The organism is Binatus sp. (SeqCode) (assembly GCF_049584895.1).
GTDB lineage: Bacteria > Desulfobacterota > Binatia > Binatales > Binataceae > Binatus.
In genome coordinates, this window is sequence record NZ_JBAUYR010000123.1 from 1 (window position 1) to 19202 (window position 19202).

Genomic DNA, 19202 nt, shown 5'->3' on the forward strand with positions numbered 1-19202 from the left:
TCGTGACGCGCCGGTAGTCGTCTTCCTCGAGTCCCTTCAGGCTGACCGCGCCGAAGATTTCCTCCGGCGTGCTGAACTTCGTCAGCAGCCACTGAAAATAATTCGCCCCTTCGATTCGCCGGCACAGTTCGTCGGCCAGCATCGACTTCGCTGTCCCCGGCGGCCCGATTATCAGCACGTGATTCGCCGACAGCATCGCCACGATTGCGCCATCGATCAGATCGATGCGTTCGAGGAACATCCGGTTCAGTTCTTCGCGGATTTTTGCGAGCTTCGATAATACGGTGTCTGCCATGGCCTGTTCATCATGATCTACCAGACCGCGGCTGAAGACTTAACCCCATGCAGCGTGCGAGGCTTGCCGCCGCTCCGCTGCTGGCGCTAGATCAGGTAGTTGCAAGCGGCAGGAGGATCGCAATGGAAAAAGCTCTGGCTGGGGTCAAAGTTCTGGACATGACGCAGTTCGAGGCGGGCACTTCGTGCACCGAGATGCTTGCGTGGCTGGGCGCCGACGTCATCAAAGTCGAGTCGCCAAAGATGGGCGAGCAGGGCCGCTGGCTGCTGACCGAAAAGCAGGGCGTCGATTCCTACTACTTCATTCTGCTAAACGCCAACAAACGCGGCATCACGCTCAACCTCAAGAGCGAGAAGGGCCGCGCGATGTTCATCGACCTGGTCAAGCAGGTCGATATGCTCACGGAAAATTTCTCGCTGGGCACGCTCGAGAGTCTCGGCCTCGGCTACGATCGCCTGCGCGAAATAAATCCGCGGCTCATTTACCTGACCATCAAAGGCTTCGGCACGCACGGGCCGTACAGTAAGTACAAAAGCTTCGACATGATTGCGCAAGCGTCCGGCGGCGCGATGGCACTCACGGGATTTCCCGGGTCGCCGCCCTTGAAGCCGGGACCTACAATCGGGGACACCGGCACCGGCATGCATGCGGCGGTCGGCGTACTCGCGGCATACATACAGCGCGAGCGCACCGGCAAGGGACAGAAGGTCGAAGTCGCGATGCAAGAAGCGGTGCTGAACTTCGTGCGGGTCCCGATGATGGGCACCTACATCACGCATAAGCCCACGCCGCGCAGCGGCAACCGCGTCGGCGGCGGAGGTCCCGGCGACATCTACCAATGCGCGCCCGGCGGCGACAACGATTATTGCTACATCCTGTGCACTTCGCCCGAGATGTTCGTAAGCCTCTGCGAAGTGATCGGCCATCCCGAGATAGTGAGCGACGAACGTTTCGTCGGACGGGAACGGGCGAAAAATGTTGAGGCGCTGACCGCGCTCATCAACGAATGGACCGGGCGTCACACCAAGTTTGAGGTGATGCGCATCCTGGGCGAGGCGGGCGTTCCGTGCGGCGCGGTGCTCGACAGCGTCGAGCTGCTGAACGATCCGCACCTCAAGGAGCGCGGCATGATCGTTACGATCAAGCACCCCGACCGCGGCGACTTCACGATGCCGGGATGTCCGGTGCGTCTCGAAGATTCGCCGGTCGACGTAACAGCCGCGCCGTTGCTCGGCCAGCACAACGCCGACGTCTATGGTGAGTTGCTCGGCCTCGGCGCAGGCCAGCTCGAAGAACTGAAGCGCGAGGGCATCATCTAGATGCGGCCCACTTGATCGGGCGCGGCGATCTTTTCGAAGCGATCGAGTACCTGCGCCGCGAGGGCGAGGGCATCCTCGCGCGCTTCGCACGATCGAAGCGGGGCGTTGTGTACGCCGATCTTCGCTTCGAGGTGGTCTTTAATCGATCCGGCGCGGCGGTGAACGGCGAGCCTCGCGACGGCTCTGAGAGCGAGAATACCGCCTATTTTGTCTCGGTTCACGTCGCGGACCAGGCGGGTCCGGTCGGTCACGGTCAAACCGGCGCGGAGATCGGCGCGCTCGCGGGACGTCAGACGAAATTAGTTGCCGAGCTCCGGCGCGGGTTGGGCGAGGCTTACGATCGCGCGCGGTTCAGCGCCCGCAAAAAGTCCGAACTCATCGCGCAGCTCGGCTATGCGGCGAAAGGCCTGATCGTTGCGCCGATTCCGTCGCGCGAAAAAATTCGCGACGACGTCGACGCTACCTTCAATCGCGATCCACGATCGCTCTCGACCGACGAGCTCAAGAAAATTTCGCTGGACGCGTCGCACGAGGTAGCCGCGCTCGGCGATGCGATTGCATTCCAGGTCGTTGCCGCGATGACCGAGCTGCGCCGTGAGATTTTCATCGACACCGCTGGAACCATCATCTCGCAGGCATATGCGTTTTCGCAGGGCGATTGCTACGTTGTCGCGCAAATCGGTGACGGCCATCAGGAAAGTTACGACTCGATTGGCCAGCAACGTGGGCTCGAGTGCTTAAGCGACGGATGGCGCGGCGAGCTGATGCCGAATCCTTCGCTCGCGAAATTCTGCGTGAATCTTGCTACCGAAGCGCGCGAGCTTGCCGCGGCTCCTGTCCTCAAACCGCCCGACGGCGAAGTGGTGGTGGTTACCGACCCGCATTTCAATGCGCTCGTCTCGCACGAGGTGATCGGCCATCCGTGCGAAGCTGATCGTGCGCTCAAGATGGAAGCGGCATACGCAGGTCGCAGCTGGTTTCTGCGATCGCTCACCGACAACCAATTGGGCAAGCAGGTTGCGTCGTCGCTGCTATCCGCATGCTCGGATCCGAGTCTCGACGGATACGGCCATTATCGCTACGACCACGAAGGCACCCGCGGCCGTCGCGTGATGCACGTCGATCGCGGCATATTCAGCGGGTTTCTGAATTCGCGCGCAACCGCCGCCGTGCTCGGGGCGGAGCCCAACGGCTCGGCGCGTGCGAGCGAAGGATGGCACGTGCCGCTGATCAGGATGTCCAACACGTTTTTTCTGCCCGGCGAAACGCCACCCGAAAACATCATCGCCGACGTCGAGCACGGTTACTACGTCTGCGGCCATCAGATTCCTTCGATCTCTGAGTCACGTGAAAATTTTCGCATCTCCGCGCGCCGCGTTTACGAGATTGATCACGGACGAGTCGGACGCCTGTATCGATCCGGCAGTGTGATCGCTGACTCGAAGAGCTTCTTCACCAATGTCGACGCGGTCGGCAACGACTTGCGGCTTATCGCGATTCCGACTTGCGGCAAGGGTCAGCCGATGCAGGTCAAGCGGATGTCCAACGGCGGGCCGACACTGCGATCGCGTGCGCGCCTGGCAGGCAACTGATGCGATCGCTCGCGGAACTCAAGTCGTTCATTTGCGAAGCTGCGCGGATTCTCGCGCGCGAGAGCGACCTCGCGAGCTACGAGGTTTACTGCGCGACCTCGGAGCATCGAATTGCACGCCTGGCATACACTTCCGACATCCCTAGCCGCGGCCTCGAGGAATTCAAGTCGCTGCATGCCGAAGGATTTCAGTTGCGAATTACGATGAGTCGTGACCCGCACGAAGTCGGCGCCGCATCCGAAGCGGGAGACTTCACCTCCGACTCGATCCGTGACGCGCTCCGCCGAGCGCGCAGCGCCGCCGTCGTTGATCCGCATTTTTCCGGCTTCCCGGCCGTCGCACTCGGACGCAAGCCTGCAACGTCCAAAAAAAGCAATCTCGCGAGAGTAGGGGACAGCGCCATTGCGGCCGCCGCGTGGGAGGTGCTGGACGGCGCGCTTGCCGCATTCGCGAAACGTCCGGAGAACCTGCGAGTTGAACATCCCGGCCTGATCATTGGTGGCGATGTGTCGGTGATTCGCGATCGAATTGCGATCTTCAATTCGAATTTTGCGGAAGTTCGCACCGACGAAAGCGCGCACTTCAACGCGTCCGTCACGTCGATCATCGAATCGCTCGACGCCAAGGGCACCGCCACCACGCTCGGCGATTCCACGGCTGCGATGCGCCGCGACGCTCGCGTGATCGGCCGCGACGCCGTTCGCCGCGCGCTCGCTCTCTCGCACGGCGCCCGGCCAGCAGCGGGAGAATTTCGCGTAGTGCTGGGACCGCAGCCAATCGCCGAGATTCTCAACTACATGGTGATGGGATCGCTCACGACCGGCGCGTTTCACGCCGCCAGTTCGGCCTATCACGCAAAATTCGGCGCGCCTGTGATGGATTCCCGCCTGAGCCTGGTCGACGATCCGGCGTTAGGCGCGGGCGCGATTCGCCGTCGAATCACCTGCGAAGGAATTCCCACGCGCCGTGTTGAATTGATCCGCGGTGGCAAGCTGATCGGCTTGCTCTCGAATTTCTACGACACGCATCGCATGCTTACCGACGAGCATCGCGCCGAGAAGCTGGGGCCGAACGCCCCCGCGAAGCTCGACTTTCCTCCGCTGAGCGGCTACCGCGTCGGCGAAGGTGGAGGCAGGCGCTTCGACGCGAGTCCCGGTTCGGCCGGCACTAACGTCGTGATGCGCGCGCGCGGCGGAGTCACCGACCGCGAACTGGTACACGCGGTCGGCGACGGAATCTACGTCGGGCGCATCTGGTACACCTATCCGATTAACGGCCAGCGCGCGGGAGATTTCACCTGCACCGTCACCGGCGATTCGTACCTGATTCGCGACGGCAAACTCGCCGAGCCGCTGGCCCCCAACTGTTTGCGCATCAACGCGAACATCGCGCAGGTCTTCGAGCATCCGCTCGCGGTTGGATCGCGGCCGCGGCCGGCGACTGTGTGGGGATCGCCAGAGGCTTACTACGTTCCTGCGATCGCCGCCGGCCCGATCGCGTTGGTTGAAGTTGCGCCGACCAGCTAGTCGCGAACCTGAGTTACATCCGCGCGATCACGTCGCGCGAAATTTCGTCGATGCAATCGTTGTAGCCGTCCATCGGCGGATTGATGAACACCTGCGACAGACCGGCGCGCTCCATCGCTCGCAGCCGTTCGACCAGCTCCTCCTTCGAACCGATCATCGTCGTCGCCGCGATCGTGTCGGGAGTCACGTACTTCTGCTCGAGCGGCGCGACGTAAGTGCAATGCCCGATATGCAATTCGAGGTAGCGCTCGGCCGCTGGCGTCTTCATTTTCGCGACGTACTCCTCGTATGCCTTGTAGACCTCGGCGACCGCTTCGGGCAGATAACCGGCGCGCGCGTAGCCCGCCGCGATCGCATGAAAACTCGCCATCACCCAATGTCCAGTCATCGCCTTCACGCGCGGCGAGTCGAGTTTCTCGCCCGGCCTGAGCACGCAAAGGTGAGTGAGCGATACGACCGGCATCTTGTCCGCACTTCGCCCGGCCCTCGACGCGCCCGCTTCGAGACTTTTTCGTACCGCGACGACTCGATCAGCGTCGGTTACTCCGGTCGTGATCGCGCCATCGCCAAATTCGCCCGCGAGCGCCAAAGTCTTGGGCCCGTTGGCCGCCACGTACAGCGGAATCTTGTCGTCGAGGTTGATGAAGCGGCGATCACGATGCAGATACCGAATTTTTCGGCTGAGTCCTTCGGTGTTGTAGGTCGCTTCGCCGTCGTTTAGCAGATCGCGGATTACGCGCACCTGCTCCCGGAACTCTGCCTGCTTGACCGGCGGCAATCCCATCACGCGCCGCCCCGTATGCCCCGTGCCGAATCCCAGAATCACGCGCCCCGGTGCGAGTTGGTTGATCGTCGCGATCGAATGAACCGTCACCGGCGCGATCCGGTTCGAGGCGATCGCCACGCCCGTTCCGAGCTTGATCTTCTTCGTGTTGACGGCGGCGAGCGCCATGCACGCGTAGGTGTCGCCCCAGATCATGTGCGAGTCGGGAATCCACGCGTGACTGAAGCCGCGATCCTCGGCGTACTTGACGTCCGTGATTGCGCGCTCCGGCTTGGTGAATATCAGTGTTCCAAAATCCATAGTCAGCTCCCTCTCTTTAGGACGTGACTATAGCCGACCTTCCCCGCGATCCGTCAAAGCGAGCTACGGCGCAGTGCCGATTGCCGCGAACACGCGATGCATCACGCGCATCGGATCTTCGGGCCAGCGCTCCGCCAGCATCGCGCGCAACTCGTCGTCGAATGCCGCAACTGCTTCTGGCGCAAGGCTCGCGCCGACTCCCGCGCTCGCGCGAATCCGTCCGCGCCAAGCTTCGTGCGTGTAAATTGAGTCGAGGTCGAACGAAAACGTCTCGACATTCTTGAAGCCCGCGACCGCCATGTCGCGAGGCCATTGCGGATAAATTCCAAGTCCGCCGCCGAACTTCCATTTGGGATTGTGTTTCTCGATCAGCTTCTCGGTTGCCTCGACCATGTTGTCCGGGAGGGGGATCCAATCGAAATGCGCGATCACCAACTTGCCGTCCGACTTCAAGACGCGTCGCGCTTCCAACGCCGCGCGCGGACGGTCAAACCAATGCCAACACTGGCCAGCGGTCACGAGATCGAACTCCGTCGCGGGTAATCCGGTGTCCTCCGCGGCGGCATTGACGTACTTCACGACGACGCCCGCGGCTCGATCCAGCTCGGCAGCTTGCTCCATCAGCGGCGCGGATCGATCTAGTCCTGTAACCTCGCAACCGCGCAGCGCGAGTCCGCGCGCGATGGTTCCCGTCCCGGTTCCCAAGTCGAGCACGCGCATTCCCGCTTTCAGGATTCCCAACGCCGCCAGGCGCTCGAAGAAGTCGTCGGGGAAGCCTGCGCGATGACGTCCGTAGTCGCTCGCCGTCTTGCCGAAGTCCGCTCGCAACTCCTTGAATCGCACTTCCGCTGAAGTCATGGGCCGTTTCCTCCAGTGAGCTTGACTGTATATAACTGGCTCTATCTTGATGCAAGTTGAATCGATACCACTTGACGTCGCCCCTTCGCGCATGGCGAGATTCTGATAGTGGCGATTCGCGATTCCGAACGGGCCGGCAATTCCGAACGCGCAGGCATGATGACCGCCAACGAGGCGGCCGATCAGCTCGGCGTCAAGCTCGGCACCCTTTACGCCTACGTCAGCCGCGGCTGGCTCAAGAGTTATCGCCGCAAGGTTGGCCGCCAGGCGCTCTATCGACGCGCCGACATCGAGGCGTTGCGCGGGGTCGTTTCCACCGAGCGCGGCCGCCGCGGGCGGAGCCTGCCGGCCGCATCGACGTGGGTCACAGTCGCGCAACCCAAGAGCATCGACGACGGCGCGCCGGGAGTCATCGTCGCGGAGTCGGCGGTCAGCTCGATCAACGAGGGCAAGCTCGCCTACCGCGGCTATCCGATCGAGGAAATTGTCGCGCACGCGTCGTTCGAGGAAGTATGCCTGCTGCTGTGGAGTGGCGATCGCCCGGTCGCCGAGGAAATCGCCGCGCTGCGTGCCGAAATACACGGCGCGCAGATGCCGCCGTCGGTGGCCGAGGCGCTCGCAGCTGTCGGTGACGACGCGCCGCCGTTGCTGCGGCTCGCGGCCTTGATGCCGAGTCTCGCCGCGTGGGATCGGCGCCAGCCGCCGCGCACGCGCATCGATCGCGCCAAGCTGATCATCAGCCAGCTCCCGCTCGCACTCGCGCAGCCTCCCGCTCCAGGAATGCCCGGCGGGCCCGGCATGGCGGGACGCCTGCTCGGATGGGTCCCAGGCTCGACCGCCAGCGACTGGGAAGTCGAGGCGCTTAACCGCGTGCTGAACGCGTGCGCGGAGCACGAGCTCAACGCCTCGACCTTCGCCGCGCGCGTGGTCGCGAGCACCGGCGCCGATCTGTTCGCGTCGGTGCTCTCGGCGTTGTGCTCGCTGAGCGGCCCTATTCATGGCGGCGCGTGCGATCGAATCGAGGCGATGTTCGCCGAGCTCGAATCGGGCGCGCGCGTCGACGAGTGCCTGGCGGTTTTCACGCGCGACCATCGCCTGCCGCCCGGCTTCGGCCACGCCATCTATCCCGACGGCGATCCACGCGCAGCACTGCTGCGGCAAGTCGCGCAATCGATCGCCAAGCGCCGCGGCCGCCGCCTGTTCGAGACTGCGTTCAGAGTCGAAGGCGCGGTATCGAAACGCGAACGCCTGCGTCCGAATCTCGACTTCTACCTGACCGTGTGCGTTCGCATGCTCGGTTTTCCGCGCGCCATGCCCGCTGCGATCTTCGCCATCGGCCGCGCCTCCGGATGGATCGCGCACGCCCTCGAGCAATACTCCGACAATCGACTGATCCGTCCGCGCATGCGCTATCGCGGTGCTCCGCTGCGCCACTGGGAGTAGGATTTCCATCCCCGCGGATTTTCTGCACGCACATTTTCTTTGACGCCGACCGGCGCGTCGGCGTATTGAAGGTACTGAGAGGTTCGGCAATTAAAGCGATCGCAAAGACTCGTCCAGCGCCCGGCGCCGAATTGATCGACGCTCCGATGCCCGCGCCTCGCGAGTCGACGCTGCTGGTGCGCGTCGGAGCGTGCGGCGTATGCGGTTCCGATCTGCATATCGTCGATTGGGAACTCGGCGCCGAACGGATGGTCGCGCGGCTCCCCGTGATTCTCGGCCACGAGCCCGCGGGCGAAGTCATCGAAGTCGGAGCGCACGTCACAAATTTCAAAGTCGGTGATCGCGTCGCGCTCGATCCGTTCGGGCATTGCGGTCGATGCGGTCCGTGCAGCGCCGGCCGTTTCCACCTGTGCGCGACGCCGACGACGCTTTCCGGTGCATTCGCCGAGTTCACCGTCGCGCCGATCGGAAACGCGCACCTCGTCCCGAGCACGATGAACATCGAGCAGGCCGCGCTGCTCGAGCCCTTCGGTACCGGCCTTCATGCCGTCGAACAGTCGTGTCTAAAGGCCGGCGACAGCGCAGTCGTAGAAGGTCCCGGCCCGATTGGACTCAGCATCGCGCTGGCCGCGCGTGCTCTCGGGGTCACATCAATAGTAATGACCGGTCTCGCAGTAGACGCGGATCGTCTCGCGCTCGCGCGCACCATGGGTTTCCGCACCGTCTCGACCGGCGATCGCGACTGGATCGATCAAGCGCGCGCGCTGCTTCCGCCCGACGGCGCGGATGTGGTCTTCGACGCGGCAGGTGCGATCGACTCACCGCGCGAATTGCTGCGTCGCGGTGGCCAACTGGTCGAAGTCGGATGGCCGGCGCGCGATCTAAAGTCGGCAGAGTTACGCGCCTTATTCTTTCACGGCGTGACAATCATCAACTCCCGCATCCGCACTCCGGAAACCTGGCGCCGCGCAATCGCGATGGTATCGAGCGGCGCGGTCGACTTACGTCCGATGGTAACGCATCGCTATTCTATTTCGCACGGCCTCGAAGCATTCGACCTCCTGCGCGAGCGCCGCGGAGTAAAGGCACTGATTATTCCCAGCGATTAGCTATTAGCTAATCGGCTAGTATTCGGAGAAATACGATGAAAGATGGATTCAAAATCGCCGATGTAGATACTCATTTGATGGAACCCGATTACGTATTCGAGCGCTACATTGACGACCGCTACAAATCTTCGGCGCCCAAAATGGGTATTGCGCCCGAGTCTGGTCGCCGCACATTCCTGGTCGAAGGCGAACCGTTCACCCGCGAAAAGGGCAAGTATCCGATGGCGGCGCCCGGCTTCCTCGACGCCGTCCGCAAAGCTATGAAACGTTTCGAGCGCGCTGCCAAGTTGGGCTTCAGCCCTGAGAGCCGCATCCTCGACATGGATGAGCAGGGCGTCGACGTCCAGATTGTCTATCCGACCGCGGCCGGGCAAATGCTGGGCCGCGAGTTCCGCGATCCGCAACTGCTCGCAGCATGCTGCCGCGCGTACAACGATTGGAGCGCCGACTATTGCTCGAAGACCAGGGACCGCGTGAAGTGGGCGGCGATTTTACCCATGCAGGACGTGAGCGAATCGATCAAGGAAGCCCATCGCGCGGCGAAAAACGGCGCAATCAGCTTTTACGTGCGACCGAATCCGGTCCGCGGCCGGGCGATTTTCCATGACGACTATCTGCCGCTCTGGGCCGAGGTCGAGAAACTCGGACGCCCGATCTCCACACACGATTCCGGCTCCGCGTCGGTCGAGTCGTTCGGCGATCGGATGGACACTCACGTCACTGGACACATCCTGTCGCATCCGTTCGAGGCGATGGCCGCGATGGCAGGTCTCATCTGGTATGGCGTTATCGAGAAGTTTCCGAAACTCCGCGTAGTGCAGGTCGAAGCCGACGGCGGATGGGTTCCCTACTGGCTGCAGCGAATGGAACAGCATTGGGATTTCAGCGGCAACTCGGAGCACGAGTACTTGAGCAAACGCCCGACTGAGTATTTCAAAAGTAACTTTTTCGTAGCCTTCCGCGGCGACGAACCCACCATGAAAGCCGCTCTGGATATAGTTGGCGATAACAACTTCCTCTGGGACACTGACTATCCGCATCCGGACGGAACCTTCCCATGGGGTATCGATGCAGTACTGAAACAATCGATACCGCACTCGAGCAAGAAGAAGATCCTGTGGGACAACGCGACCAGAGCCTTCAACTTCAACTGAGTAAGGATGAAGGGTACCCGTTGCGTCAACTGAACGACTAGCTATTCCAATTCGGGACCGACAAGATCCGTTGGTGGCATCGTGACGCCTATGATAGGGCGAACCCGGCCCTGGCGGCGTCACCTACAAAGTGTACGTTCCGAAGTAATACGTTAGCTGGAGAGTTTTGAGCGCAGGATGTCGTTGATCACTTTCGGGTTTGCTTTTCCGCCCATCGACTTCATTACCGCGCCGACGAAGAAACCGAATAGCTTGTCGCGACCGGCGCGATATTCGGCGAGCTTCTCGGGCTCGGCAGCCAGTACCTTGTCGACGGCTGATGCGATCGCGCTTTCGTCGGATACTTGCGCGAGGCCTAGCTCAGTGATTGTTACCTCCGCGCCTTTGCCGGATTTTACCATCGCTGCGAACGCGGTCTTCGCGGCGTTGAGACTTATCTTCTGCGCTTCGACCATCGTCAGCAGCGCGCCTACCTCTGACGCCGGCGGCACTGCTTCGACGAACGGCTTGTTGGAGTCGCGGGCGGCGCGCAGCACTTCGGTCATCACCCAGTTCGCGGCGCTCTTGCGATTCTTGAGTCCCGGCAGCGTCGCTTCGAAGTAGTCGGCGACATCGCGATCGGCGATCAGCACGCCGGCTTCGTATTCGGTAAGGCCCTCGCGCACGTAGCGGGCTTTTCGGTCGGCGGGCAGTTCGGGCATCGACGCACGCACGAGCTCGACCATCTCGGCCGGCACAATCAGCGGCGGGAGGTCGGGCTCGGGGAAATAGCGATAGTCATTCGCATACTCTTTCGAGCGCATCGGGCGCGTTTCCTTGCGCGCGGGATCCCACAGATGAGTTTCCTGCGCGACTTTGCCGCCCGATTCGACAATAGCTATTTGACGATCGACCTCATACTCAATTGCGTCTTCGACGAAGCGGAACGAGTTGAGGTTCTTAATCTCAGTTCGGACGCCGTACTCGGTTGCGCCGCGCTTGCGGATCGAGACGTTGCAATCGCATCGGAAGCTGCCTTCTTCCATCTTGCCGTCGGACGCGTCGACGTACCGAAGAATCGCGCGCAGTTGGCGCAAGTACGCGCCGGCGTCTTCTGCGGAGCGGAGGTCCGGCTCGCTGACGATCTCGATCAACGGTACGCCCGATCGGTTGAAATCGACCAGGCTGGCGCTTTCGGCGTGGATATTCTTGCCCGCGTCTTCCTCGATATGGATTCGCGTGAGCCTGACTCGGCGCGTGTCGCCATTCTCAGTCGGGGGCAGATCTATGTATCCGCCTTTGCAAACTGGGGTTTCGTACTGGCTAATCTGATAACCCTTGGGCAGGTCGGGATAGAAGTAACTTTTGCGATCGAAAATAGAGTAGGGTGCGATAGTACAATGCGCGGCGAGTCCCGTTCGAATAGCTAGTTCGACCGCGCGGCGATTGAGGACCGGCAACACGCCGGGCATCCCCATGCAGATGGGGCACACGTTTTCGTTTGGGCCCGCGCCGAACGTCGTCGAGCATCCGCAGAAAAGTTTCGAGCGCGTCAATAGATGAGTATGGACTTCGAGCCCAATCACCGCTTCGTATGCTTCACGAGTCATCGAAGTTGTCCGTTTAGACCGCCGGTGGCCGCGGTTTGAATGCTCCCGTGCGCTCGAATGCGTCACCCGCGCGCAGGATTGTTTCCTCGGCGAATGGCGGCGCGATCAGTTGCATGCCGATCGGAAGGTTGTTGGCGTCGTGGCCGCACGGCATCGCCATTCCGGGCAGCCCAGCCAGGTTTACTGAGATGGTGAAGATGTCAGACAGGTACATCGTGAGCGGATCGTTCATCTTCTCGCCGATTTTGAAGGCAGTTGTGGGCGCGACGGGAGTGACGATCAGATCGCACTTCTTGAACGCACGCTCGAAGTCTTTACGAATCAGAGTGCGCACCTTTTGCGCCTTCAGATAGTAGGCGTCGTAGTAGCCAGCGGAGAGCGCGAAGGTGCCGAGCATTATTCGCCGCTTGACCTCGGGGCCGAAGCCCTGCGCGCGCGTCGTTTCGTAGAGCGCGATATTGTCCTCGGCGTTGACGCGCAGGCCGTAGCGAATGCCGTCGTAGCGGGCGAGATTCGCACTCGCCTCCGCGGTTGCGAGCAGGTAATAGGCCGCGATCGCATAACCAGTATGCGGCAGGGAAATTTCGACCGTCGACGCGCCGAGCGATTCGTAGCTTTTGAGCGCGGAGCGGACCGCCTTTTCGACTTCCGGTTGCATCCCCTCGACGAAATATTCGCGCGGCACTCCGATGCGAAGTCCCTTGACGTCGCCGGTTAGGGCGTTTTCATAGTCGGGCACCGGACGTGCCGAGCAGGTAGAGTCGCGAACGTCCTTGCCGGCCAGAGTGCGCAGCAGGATTGCAGCGTCGCGCACCGATTTCGTGAACGGACCGACCTGGTCGAGTGACGACGCGAATGCGATGACGCCGAAGCGGCTGACGCGGCTGTAAGTCGGCTTGATTCCGATTACGCCGCAAAACGACGCCGGCTCGCGAATCGATCCGCCGGTGTCAGTGCCGAGCGCCCCTAGGCATTCGTGCGCTGCGACCGCAGCGGCCGATCCGCCCGACGAGCCGCCGGCGACGCGCGCGATGTCGTGCGGATTGGTGGTCGCGCCGAACGCAGAATTTTCGGTGGACGAGCCCATCGCAAATTCGTCCATGTTGGTCTTGCCGACGAAGATTGCGCCCTCCGCGCGCAGTCGCTCGATCACCGTCGCGTCGAAGGGCGGGACGAAATTTTCCAGAATTCGCGACGCGCACGTCGTGCGAACGCCCTTGGTCGCGTAGATATCCTTGATGCCGAGTGGAATCCCGCACAGCGCAGGCGCGTTTCCTGCGGCGAGGCGTGCGTCTGCCGCGCGCGCCTGCTCGAGCGCTTCTTTCTCGGTCACCGTGAGAAACGCGTGCAGCTTGGGCTCGGCCGCGGCGATTCGATCGAGGCATTCGCGGGTGAGTTGCGTCGCGGTGATCTCGCGCGCGCGAAGTTTCGCCGATGCGTCGGCGATTGTGAGTTTGTTCAGTTCCGATGCCATGCGGAAAAATTTCTACTCGATTATTTTCGGTACTTTGAAGTAGTTGCGATCGCGCGACGGCGCATTCGCCAGCATCGCCTCGGCGTTCGGGCGATTCGTCACCTCGTCGTCGCGCATCGGTGTGCCAGCTTCACCGACCTGCGTGGTCGGCGCGACATCTTTGGTGTCGAGTTCGTTGAGTTTATCAACGTAGGCAAGCATCTCGTCCATATCGGCGCGCAGACGATTTTCGTCCGCGGGCGACAGTTCGAGGCGCGCGAGGAGCGCGACGTGGCGCACCTGTTCGAGGGTTATTTTTGTTTCAGCCATGATTCAGCGGAAATCGTAACATTACGGGCGATCGATGTCAGGGACGTGGAAGGGGAGATCACTTTATTTAATGGAAACTCGCGGTGGGTTTCACGCTTCCTTTCGGCAGCGGTGACCCCCTGCACCCAGTGATAGGAGAGGAGGTCGCTGCGCGTTCCGACGATCCGGTTCCCTTCCCGCTCGGGAAGGGGTTAGGGGTTAGGTTGCCGGGAGGGCGGATCGCTTGCGGCGGCTGGTGCGGCCTTCTAGCCTCGCGAGAATGGGGGCGCGTTGGATAAGATGAATGCGCGCGGGGCGCTGGCTAGAGCTGCGGCTTGGCTGGATTCGTTACGAGTGCAGCTTCCGCTGGGGCGGCGTGGCGAGCGGGCTGCGGAGAAGTATCTCAGGCGCAGTGGGTATCGGATCGTCGCGAGGAATTTTCGGGCGGCGGGGGCGGAAATCGATATTGTTGCGATGGACGGCGAGGCCCTCGTGTTCGTCGAGGTGAAGACGCGGCGGAGCCTTGAGGCTGGCACGCCGGAAGAAGCCGTCGATGAGCGCAAACAGAAGCAGATACGGCGCGCGGCGGAAATTTTTGCGACCCGCTATCGCGCGGATGACGTTACGATGCGCTTCGACATCGTCGCAGTTGACGCGTCGGGCAAGCGGCTGGAGATTGAACTTTTGAGGAACGCATTCTGAATGCTGGATATCAAGCTGATTCGTGAACGGCCCGATTTCGTAAAGGCCGAACTGGCCAAGCGCGGGGTTGAGCCTGCTGAGGTGGACCGGCTGCTCGAGGCCGATCAGAAGCGGCGGAAGCTGCAGGCTGAGGTCGACCAACTTCGAGCCGATCGCAAGCGGCGCTCGCGGGAAGTCGGCAAGTTGCCGCCTGAAAAGCGTGCGGCTGAGATCGCGAAGATTCGCACCGAAGAAGCTGATGAAGAGAAGCTTGCGAAGGGCGAAGCGGTCGAGGCCAGTAATCCGCTGTTGATGCTCGGGACGGAACTCAATGCCGCTGAGAAACAGGTCGAGCAGCTGGCGCTTACGCTGCCGAATATTCCGCGGCCGTATGTGGTCGTCGGCGCGAGCGAGGCTGACAACCGCGTTATCAAGACCGAGGGGACGCCGACCGAGTTCACCTCCTTCAAACCGCTGCCGCATTGGGAGCTTGGTGAAAATCTTGGAATCATTGATTTCAATCGCGGGGTGAAACTTTCAGGGACGCGCTTCTATGTTTTGAGCGGAGCGGGTGCGCGGCTGCAGCGCGCGCTGATTACGTGGATGCTCGACGTCAAGATTCGAGAGCAGGGCTATCTCGAAATAATTCCGCCGCTGATGGTGAGTCGCGAGACCGCGACCAGCACGGGCCACCTGCCGAAAAACGCGGACACCATGTATCACGACGACGAGGACGACTTCTGGTTTATCCCGACGGCTGAGGTTCCGCTCACGAGTCTGCATCGCGATGAGACGCTCGACGAGAGCAGTCTGCCTGTCTACATGACTGCGTACACTCCATGCTTTCGGCGCGAGAAGATGTCGGCCGGGCGCGACGTTCGCGGGATCAAGCGTGGGCATCAGTTCGACAAGGTCGAGATGGTCAAGCTGGTGCGTCCGGAAGCATCCGACGACGAGTTTCACAAGATGGTGAACGATGCCGCCGAGATTTGCCGGCGGCTGAAAATTCCGTTTCGGGTGGTCGAGCTGTGCACGGCCGATCTGAGTTTCGCGAGCGCGGTAACTTATGATCTCGAGATGTGGGCGCCGGGATGCGGCGAGTGGCTCGAGGTCAGCTCGGTTTCCAATTGCACCGACTTCCAGGCGCGTCGCGCGAAGATCCGATTCAGGACGAAGGGCGGCAAGCCCGAGCTGGTGCATACGTTGAATGGATCGGGGCTGGCGCTGCCGCGGACGATGATCGCGGTACTCGAGAATTATCAGAATGAAGATGGCAGCGTGACGATTCCCGAAGTTTTGCGTCCGTACATGAACGGGATGGAGAGAATACGCAAAGTCTAATGTGAAACCCCTCCTGGGTTTCACGCTTCCTTGGGCAGGGATAATCCCTGCACCTTAGTATCAAGAGCGCGTTTTATTATGATTTCGCCTTAAATTCGCGGGTTCACTGCGATTTTCAGCCTTCGTAACATTCCCGAAACAATTGATGCGTATGATTTGCAGGGCGATGACGGATCCGGCTGCTCGTGTGTGCCGGTTTCGAATGAGTCAGATAAGAAATTCTGTAGGAAGAGATCGATTGTCCGAATTAGAAAGTTCGATGGCCGATAGCATTCCGGCGGTTCGGCGCGAGACCGCGAGAGCGCCCGTACACGTCCGTCTGTTCGGCGATCGAGTCTTCAACACCGCCACCTTCATTCTCGCATTGCTGATTCTCGCGTTGCTGGCCGGACTTGCGCTCGCGCTGATTGCCGACAGCTTCCCCGCGATTCGTGCGTTCGGACTACATTTCTTCATCAGCACCGAATGGGATCCTGTCAACGACAAATACGGCGCGCTGCCGTTTATTTACGGGACTTTCGTTTCGTCGTTTATCGCGCTGGCGATCGCCGTGCCGCTGAGCCTGGGCGTCGCGCTATGCCTCAGCGAGATGGCGCCCGACTGGCTGAGCCATCGCCTGGGATTCCTGGTCGATCTGCTCGCTGCGATTCCGAGCGTCGTGTACGGCCTGTGGGCCGTGTTCGTGATGGGCCCATGGATTCGCGATTACGTCGAGCCGCCACTGGGGCACTACTTCGGCTGGCTGCCGTTTTTTCAGGGACCCAAAGTGGCCGTGGGGATGCTGTCGGCGGGTGTGATCCTCGCGATCATGATCATCCCGTATATCTCGTCGGTCTGCACCGACGTCTTTCGCGTCGTGCCGCATACGCAGCGTGAAGCGGCGCTCGCGCTCGGCGCGACCAAGTGGGAGATGGTTAAGACGGCGGTTATCCCTTACGGCATGACCGGCGTGATCGGCGCGATCATCTTAGGATTGGGGCGCGCGCTCGGCGAGACCATCGCAGTCGCGATGGTGATCGGCAACTCGGCCGACATTTCCGCATCGCTGTTCAAGCCGGCGGCAACACTGGCCAGCGTGATCGCCAATGAATTCGCGGAAGCCACCTCCGACCTCTACGTCGCAGCACTGATCGAACTTGGACTGGTGCTGCTGATTCTCGGAATCGTGCTCAACGTCGTGGCGCGCGCTCTGGTGCTCGGCGTGCAACGGCGACGCTACCAGGAGGCGGGAAAGTAGTGGCGGCGGGAGTTCTCACCGGGCTGCATGGCGAGACCAGCTATCGCTATCGCAAGTTCAAGAGCGACGCGATGATGGCGGTGACGGTCGGCGCAACAATCGTGACGCTGATCCCGCTGTTCCTCGTGCTCGGATATCTGCTGACCAAGGGATTCGCGAGTCTCAACTGGGCCTTCTTCACGCATATGCCGGCACCGGTTGGAGAATCGGGCGGTGGGATGGCGAACGCGATCGTCGGGACGTTGGAAGTGGTTGGTATTGCGTGCCTGATCGGAGTGCCGATAGGAGTGGGTGCGGGACTTTATCTCGCGGCTAATCGTGCGAGCCAGTTTACCAACTGGATACGGTTCTCGGCGGACGTGCTGATGGGCGTGCCGTCGATTGTGGTCGGAATTTTTGCCTATGCAGTTATAGTGAGGCCGTTCGGCGGCTTCTCGACGCTGGCCGGTTCGGTCGCGCTCGCAGCGATCATGATTCCCCTGGTCACGCGCACCACTGAAGAGATGGTGCTGCTGGTGCCGCCCGAATTGCGCGAGGCTTCCCTGGCCCTGGGCGTTCCGAATTGGCGCACGATGCTGTCGGTGGTGGCGCGCACTGCGTTGTCGGGAATCACCACCGGTGTGATTCTGGCGGTCGCGCGAGTGTCGGGCGAGACGGCGCCGCTCCTGTTCACGGCGTTCGGCAATCGCTTCTGGTCGACCTCGCTGTTCCATCCGATAAACACGCTCACGGTGCAGGTTTACACTTACGCGATTTCGCCGTTCGCCGATTGGCAGCGGCAGGCGTGGGCGGGTGCGCTGGTGTTGACGGCGATTATCCTTGCGCTCGAGTTGGGCGTGCGATGGGTGACGGGTGGGGCGGCGAAAGCGCCAAGGTAGCCATGCCAGAAAAGCTGGTCGTCAAAAATCTCAACGCGTACTTTCACAAGAATCGCGCGCTCAAAGACGTCAGCCTGTCGTTCGAGGAAGATCGTATCGCCGCGATTATCGGGCCGTCGGGATGCGGCAAGTCGACGCTGGTGCGATGTCTGAACCGGATGCACGAGGTGGTGCCCGGGGCGACCGCGACCGGCGAAGTGCTGCTCGACGGGAATAACATTTACGACGACGAGGTCGATCCGGTGCAGGTGCGGCGGCGGATCGGGATGGTGTTTCAGAAGCCGACGCCGTTTCCAACCATGTCGATCGAGGACAACGTCGCTGCGGGGCTGACCCTGAATGGGGTACAGGTCGGCCGCGGCGAGCGCGACGCCATAATCGAGAAAAGCCTGCGCCAGGCGGCGCTTTGGGAAGAGGTGAAGGATCGCCTGCGACGTCCCGGCGGCAGTTTGTCGGGCGGGCAACAGCAGCGCCTGTGCGTCGCGCGCGCTCTCGCGGTTCAGCCCGAGGTGCTGCTGATGGATGAGCCGTGCTCGGCGCTCGATCCGATCTCGACCGCGCGAATCGAAGAACTATTGCTTGAATTGAAGTCGGCGTACACTATCGTCATCGTGACACACAACATGCAGCAAGCAGCACGCTGCTCCGACAAGACTGCCTTCATGTACACCGGCGATTTGATCGAGTACGGCGAGACCAAGCAGATCTTCACGAACCCCACCAAGCGTGAGACTGAGGACTATATCACCGGGCGATTCGGCTGATCTCGGGGAACAGTAGATGGATAACACCCAGCCGCAGCATACCAATAGGCAGTACGAAGAGGATTTGCGCGGCTTGCGCGCCGGTCTGCTCAAGATGGGCGGGCTGGTCGAGCGTCAAATCGCGGAGGCGGTCGACGCGCTGGTAAATCGCGACAGCGATCACGCGCGCGAAGTTATCCAGCGCGACGAAGAAGTTAATCGGATGGACAATGACAACGACGAGCAGTGCATCCGGCTCCTCGCGCTGCATCAGCCGACCGCCAGCGACCTGCGCTTTATCACCACGGGACTGAAGATCACGACCGACCTGGAACGAATAGGCGACAACGCGGTCAATATCTGCGAGCGATCGCTCGAACTCAACGAAGTTCCGCAGCTGAAGCCCTATATCGACTTGCCCCGAATGGCAGAGATAGCGCAGTCGATGGTCAAGGACAGTATCGATGCGTTCATGCGCGATGACACCGACCTGGCCGACCAGGTGATCGCGCGCGATGACGAGGTCGACCTGCTCAACTACCAGGTCTATCGCGAGCTGCTGAGTTACATGGCGGAGGATCCGCATACGAT

At 61.4% G+C, this 19202-nt stretch carries 18 protein-coding genes; 12 read left to right on the forward strand and 6 right to left on the reverse strand.

Going from position 1 to position 19202, the window contains the following annotated elements:
* Window positions 1-295 (reverse strand): AAA family ATPase (locus tag WB650_RS21125; protein WP_423961927.1); only part of this gene is annotated, 295 nt, incomplete at its 3' end.
* Between the two features lie 122 nt (window positions 296-417).
* On the opposite strand from WB650_RS21125, the gene WB650_RS21130 reads away from it, so the two are divergent.
* From WB650_RS21130 to WB650_RS21140, 3 genes are read left to right on the forward strand one after another with little or no spacing between them, the layout of a single operon-like run.
* Window positions 418-1614: a CaiB/BaiF CoA transferase family protein gene (locus WB650_RS21130; RefSeq protein ID WP_423961928.1), complete on the forward strand. Its 1197-nt coding sequence runs from the start codon at window positions 418-420 to the stop codon at window positions 1612-1614.
* Window positions 1615-1625: 11 nt separating this feature from the next.
* Window positions 1626-3206: a TldD/PmbA family protein gene (locus WB650_RS21135; RefSeq protein ID WP_422304924.1), complete on the forward strand. Its 1581-nt coding sequence runs from the start codon at window positions 1626-1628 to the stop codon at window positions 3204-3206.
* Window positions 3206-4732, forward strand: a complete 1527-nt coding sequence (locus tag WB650_RS21140; RefSeq protein WP_422304922.1) for a metallopeptidase TldD-related protein — start codon at window positions 3206-3208, stop codon at window positions 4730-4732. The genes WB650_RS21135 and WB650_RS21140 overlap by 1 nt, the downstream gene beginning before the upstream one ends.
* Window positions 4733-4745: 13 nt before the next feature.
* On the opposite strand, the gene WB650_RS21145 is transcribed toward WB650_RS21140, so the two are convergent.
* Window positions 4746-5816, reverse strand: a complete 1071-nt coding sequence (locus tag WB650_RS21145) for an LLM class flavin-dependent oxidoreductase (protein WP_423961930.1) — start codon at window positions 5814-5816, stop codon at window positions 4746-4748.
* 63 nt (window positions 5817-5879) lie between these two features.
* Window positions 5880-6674: a class I SAM-dependent methyltransferase gene (locus WB650_RS21150; protein WP_422307813.1), complete on the reverse strand. Its 795-nt coding sequence runs from the start codon at window positions 6672-6674 to the stop codon at window positions 5880-5882.
* A gap of 108 nt (window positions 6675-6782) precedes the next feature.
* Here WB650_RS21150 and WB650_RS21155 point away from each other — a divergent pair, with 108 nt between their 5' ends.
* The 3 genes from WB650_RS21155 to WB650_RS21165 all read left to right on the forward strand — a co-directional run bounded on the left by WB650_RS21155 (window position 6783) and on the right by WB650_RS21165 (window position 10380).
* Window positions 6783-8117 (forward strand): citrate/2-methylcitrate synthase, encoded by a 1335-nt coding sequence (locus tag WB650_RS21155; protein WP_423961933.1) that lies wholly within the window; start codon window positions 6783-6785, stop codon window positions 8115-8117.
* 65 nt (window positions 8118-8182) lie between these two features.
* A complete protein-coding gene (locus WB650_RS21160) occupies window positions 8183-9226 on the forward strand; it encodes a zinc-dependent alcohol dehydrogenase (RefSeq protein WP_423961935.1) in 1044 nt (347 codons plus the stop codon).
* A 35-nt stretch (window positions 9227-9261) separates the two neighbouring features.
* Window positions 9262-10380 carry an amidohydrolase family protein gene (locus WB650_RS21165; RefSeq protein ID WP_422307819.1) on the forward strand — a complete coding sequence of 373 codons (1119 nt, stop codon included), beginning with the start codon at window positions 9262-9264 and terminating at the stop codon, window positions 10378-10380.
* A gap of 152 nt (window positions 10381-10532) precedes the next feature.
* Here the strand turns inward: WB650_RS21165 and gatB are convergent, their stop codons facing one another.
* From gatB to gatC, 3 genes are read right to left on the reverse strand one after another with little or no spacing between them, the layout of a single operon-like run.
* On the reverse strand, window positions 10533-11969 hold the full coding sequence (gene gatB, locus WB650_RS21170) for an Asp-tRNA(Asn)/Glu-tRNA(Gln) amidotransferase subunit GatB (RefSeq protein WP_423961936.1): 1437 nt from the start codon (window positions 11967-11969) through the stop codon (window positions 10533-10535).
* A 13-nt stretch (window positions 11970-11982) separates the two neighbouring features.
* Window positions 11983-13443: an Asp-tRNA(Asn)/Glu-tRNA(Gln) amidotransferase subunit GatA gene (gene gatA / locus WB650_RS21175; protein WP_422307823.1), complete on the reverse strand. Its 1461-nt coding sequence runs from the start codon at window positions 13441-13443 to the stop codon at window positions 11983-11985.
* 12 nt (window positions 13444-13455) lie between these two features.
* Window positions 13456-13752: an Asp-tRNA(Asn)/Glu-tRNA(Gln) amidotransferase subunit GatC gene (gene gatC / locus WB650_RS21180; protein WP_422307825.1), complete on the reverse strand. Its 297-nt coding sequence runs from the start codon at window positions 13750-13752 to the stop codon at window positions 13456-13458.
* A 279-nt stretch (window positions 13753-14031) separates the two neighbouring features.
* Between gatC and WB650_RS21185 the strand changes: the two genes are divergently transcribed.
* The 6 genes from WB650_RS21185 to phoU form a co-directional block, all read left to right on the forward strand.
* Window positions 14032-14433 carry a YraN family protein gene (locus tag WB650_RS21185; RefSeq protein WP_422307865.1) on the forward strand — a complete coding sequence of 134 codons (402 nt, stop codon included), beginning with the start codon at window positions 14032-14034 and terminating at the stop codon, window positions 14431-14433.
* A complete protein-coding gene (gene serS / locus WB650_RS21190; RefSeq protein ID WP_422307827.1) occupies window positions 14434-15753 on the forward strand; it encodes a serine--tRNA ligase in 1320 nt (439 codons plus the stop codon).
* 259 nt (window positions 15754-16012) lie between these two features.
* Window positions 16013-16990, forward strand: a complete 978-nt coding sequence (gene pstC, locus WB650_RS21195) for a phosphate ABC transporter permease subunit PstC (protein ID WP_423961939.1) — start codon at window positions 16013-16015, stop codon at window positions 16988-16990.
* The gene (gene pstA, locus WB650_RS21200) at window positions 16990-17868 is read left to right on the forward strand and encodes a phosphate ABC transporter permease PstA (RefSeq protein WP_422307831.1); all 879 of its coding nucleotides are present in this window, start codon (window positions 16990-16992) and stop codon (window positions 17866-17868) included. Before pstC ends, pstA begins: the two co-directional genes overlap by 1 nt.
* A 2-nt stretch (window positions 17869-17870) precedes the next feature.
* Window positions 17871-18632 (forward strand): phosphate ABC transporter ATP-binding protein PstB, encoded by a 762-nt coding sequence (pstB, locus tag WB650_RS21205; RefSeq protein ID WP_422307833.1) that lies wholly within the window; start codon window positions 17871-17873, stop codon window positions 18630-18632.
* A gap of 16 nt (window positions 18633-18648) precedes the next feature.
* Window positions 18649-19202 (forward strand): phosphate signaling complex protein PhoU (phoU, locus tag WB650_RS21210; RefSeq protein WP_423961942.1); only part of this gene is annotated, 554 nt, incomplete at its 3' end.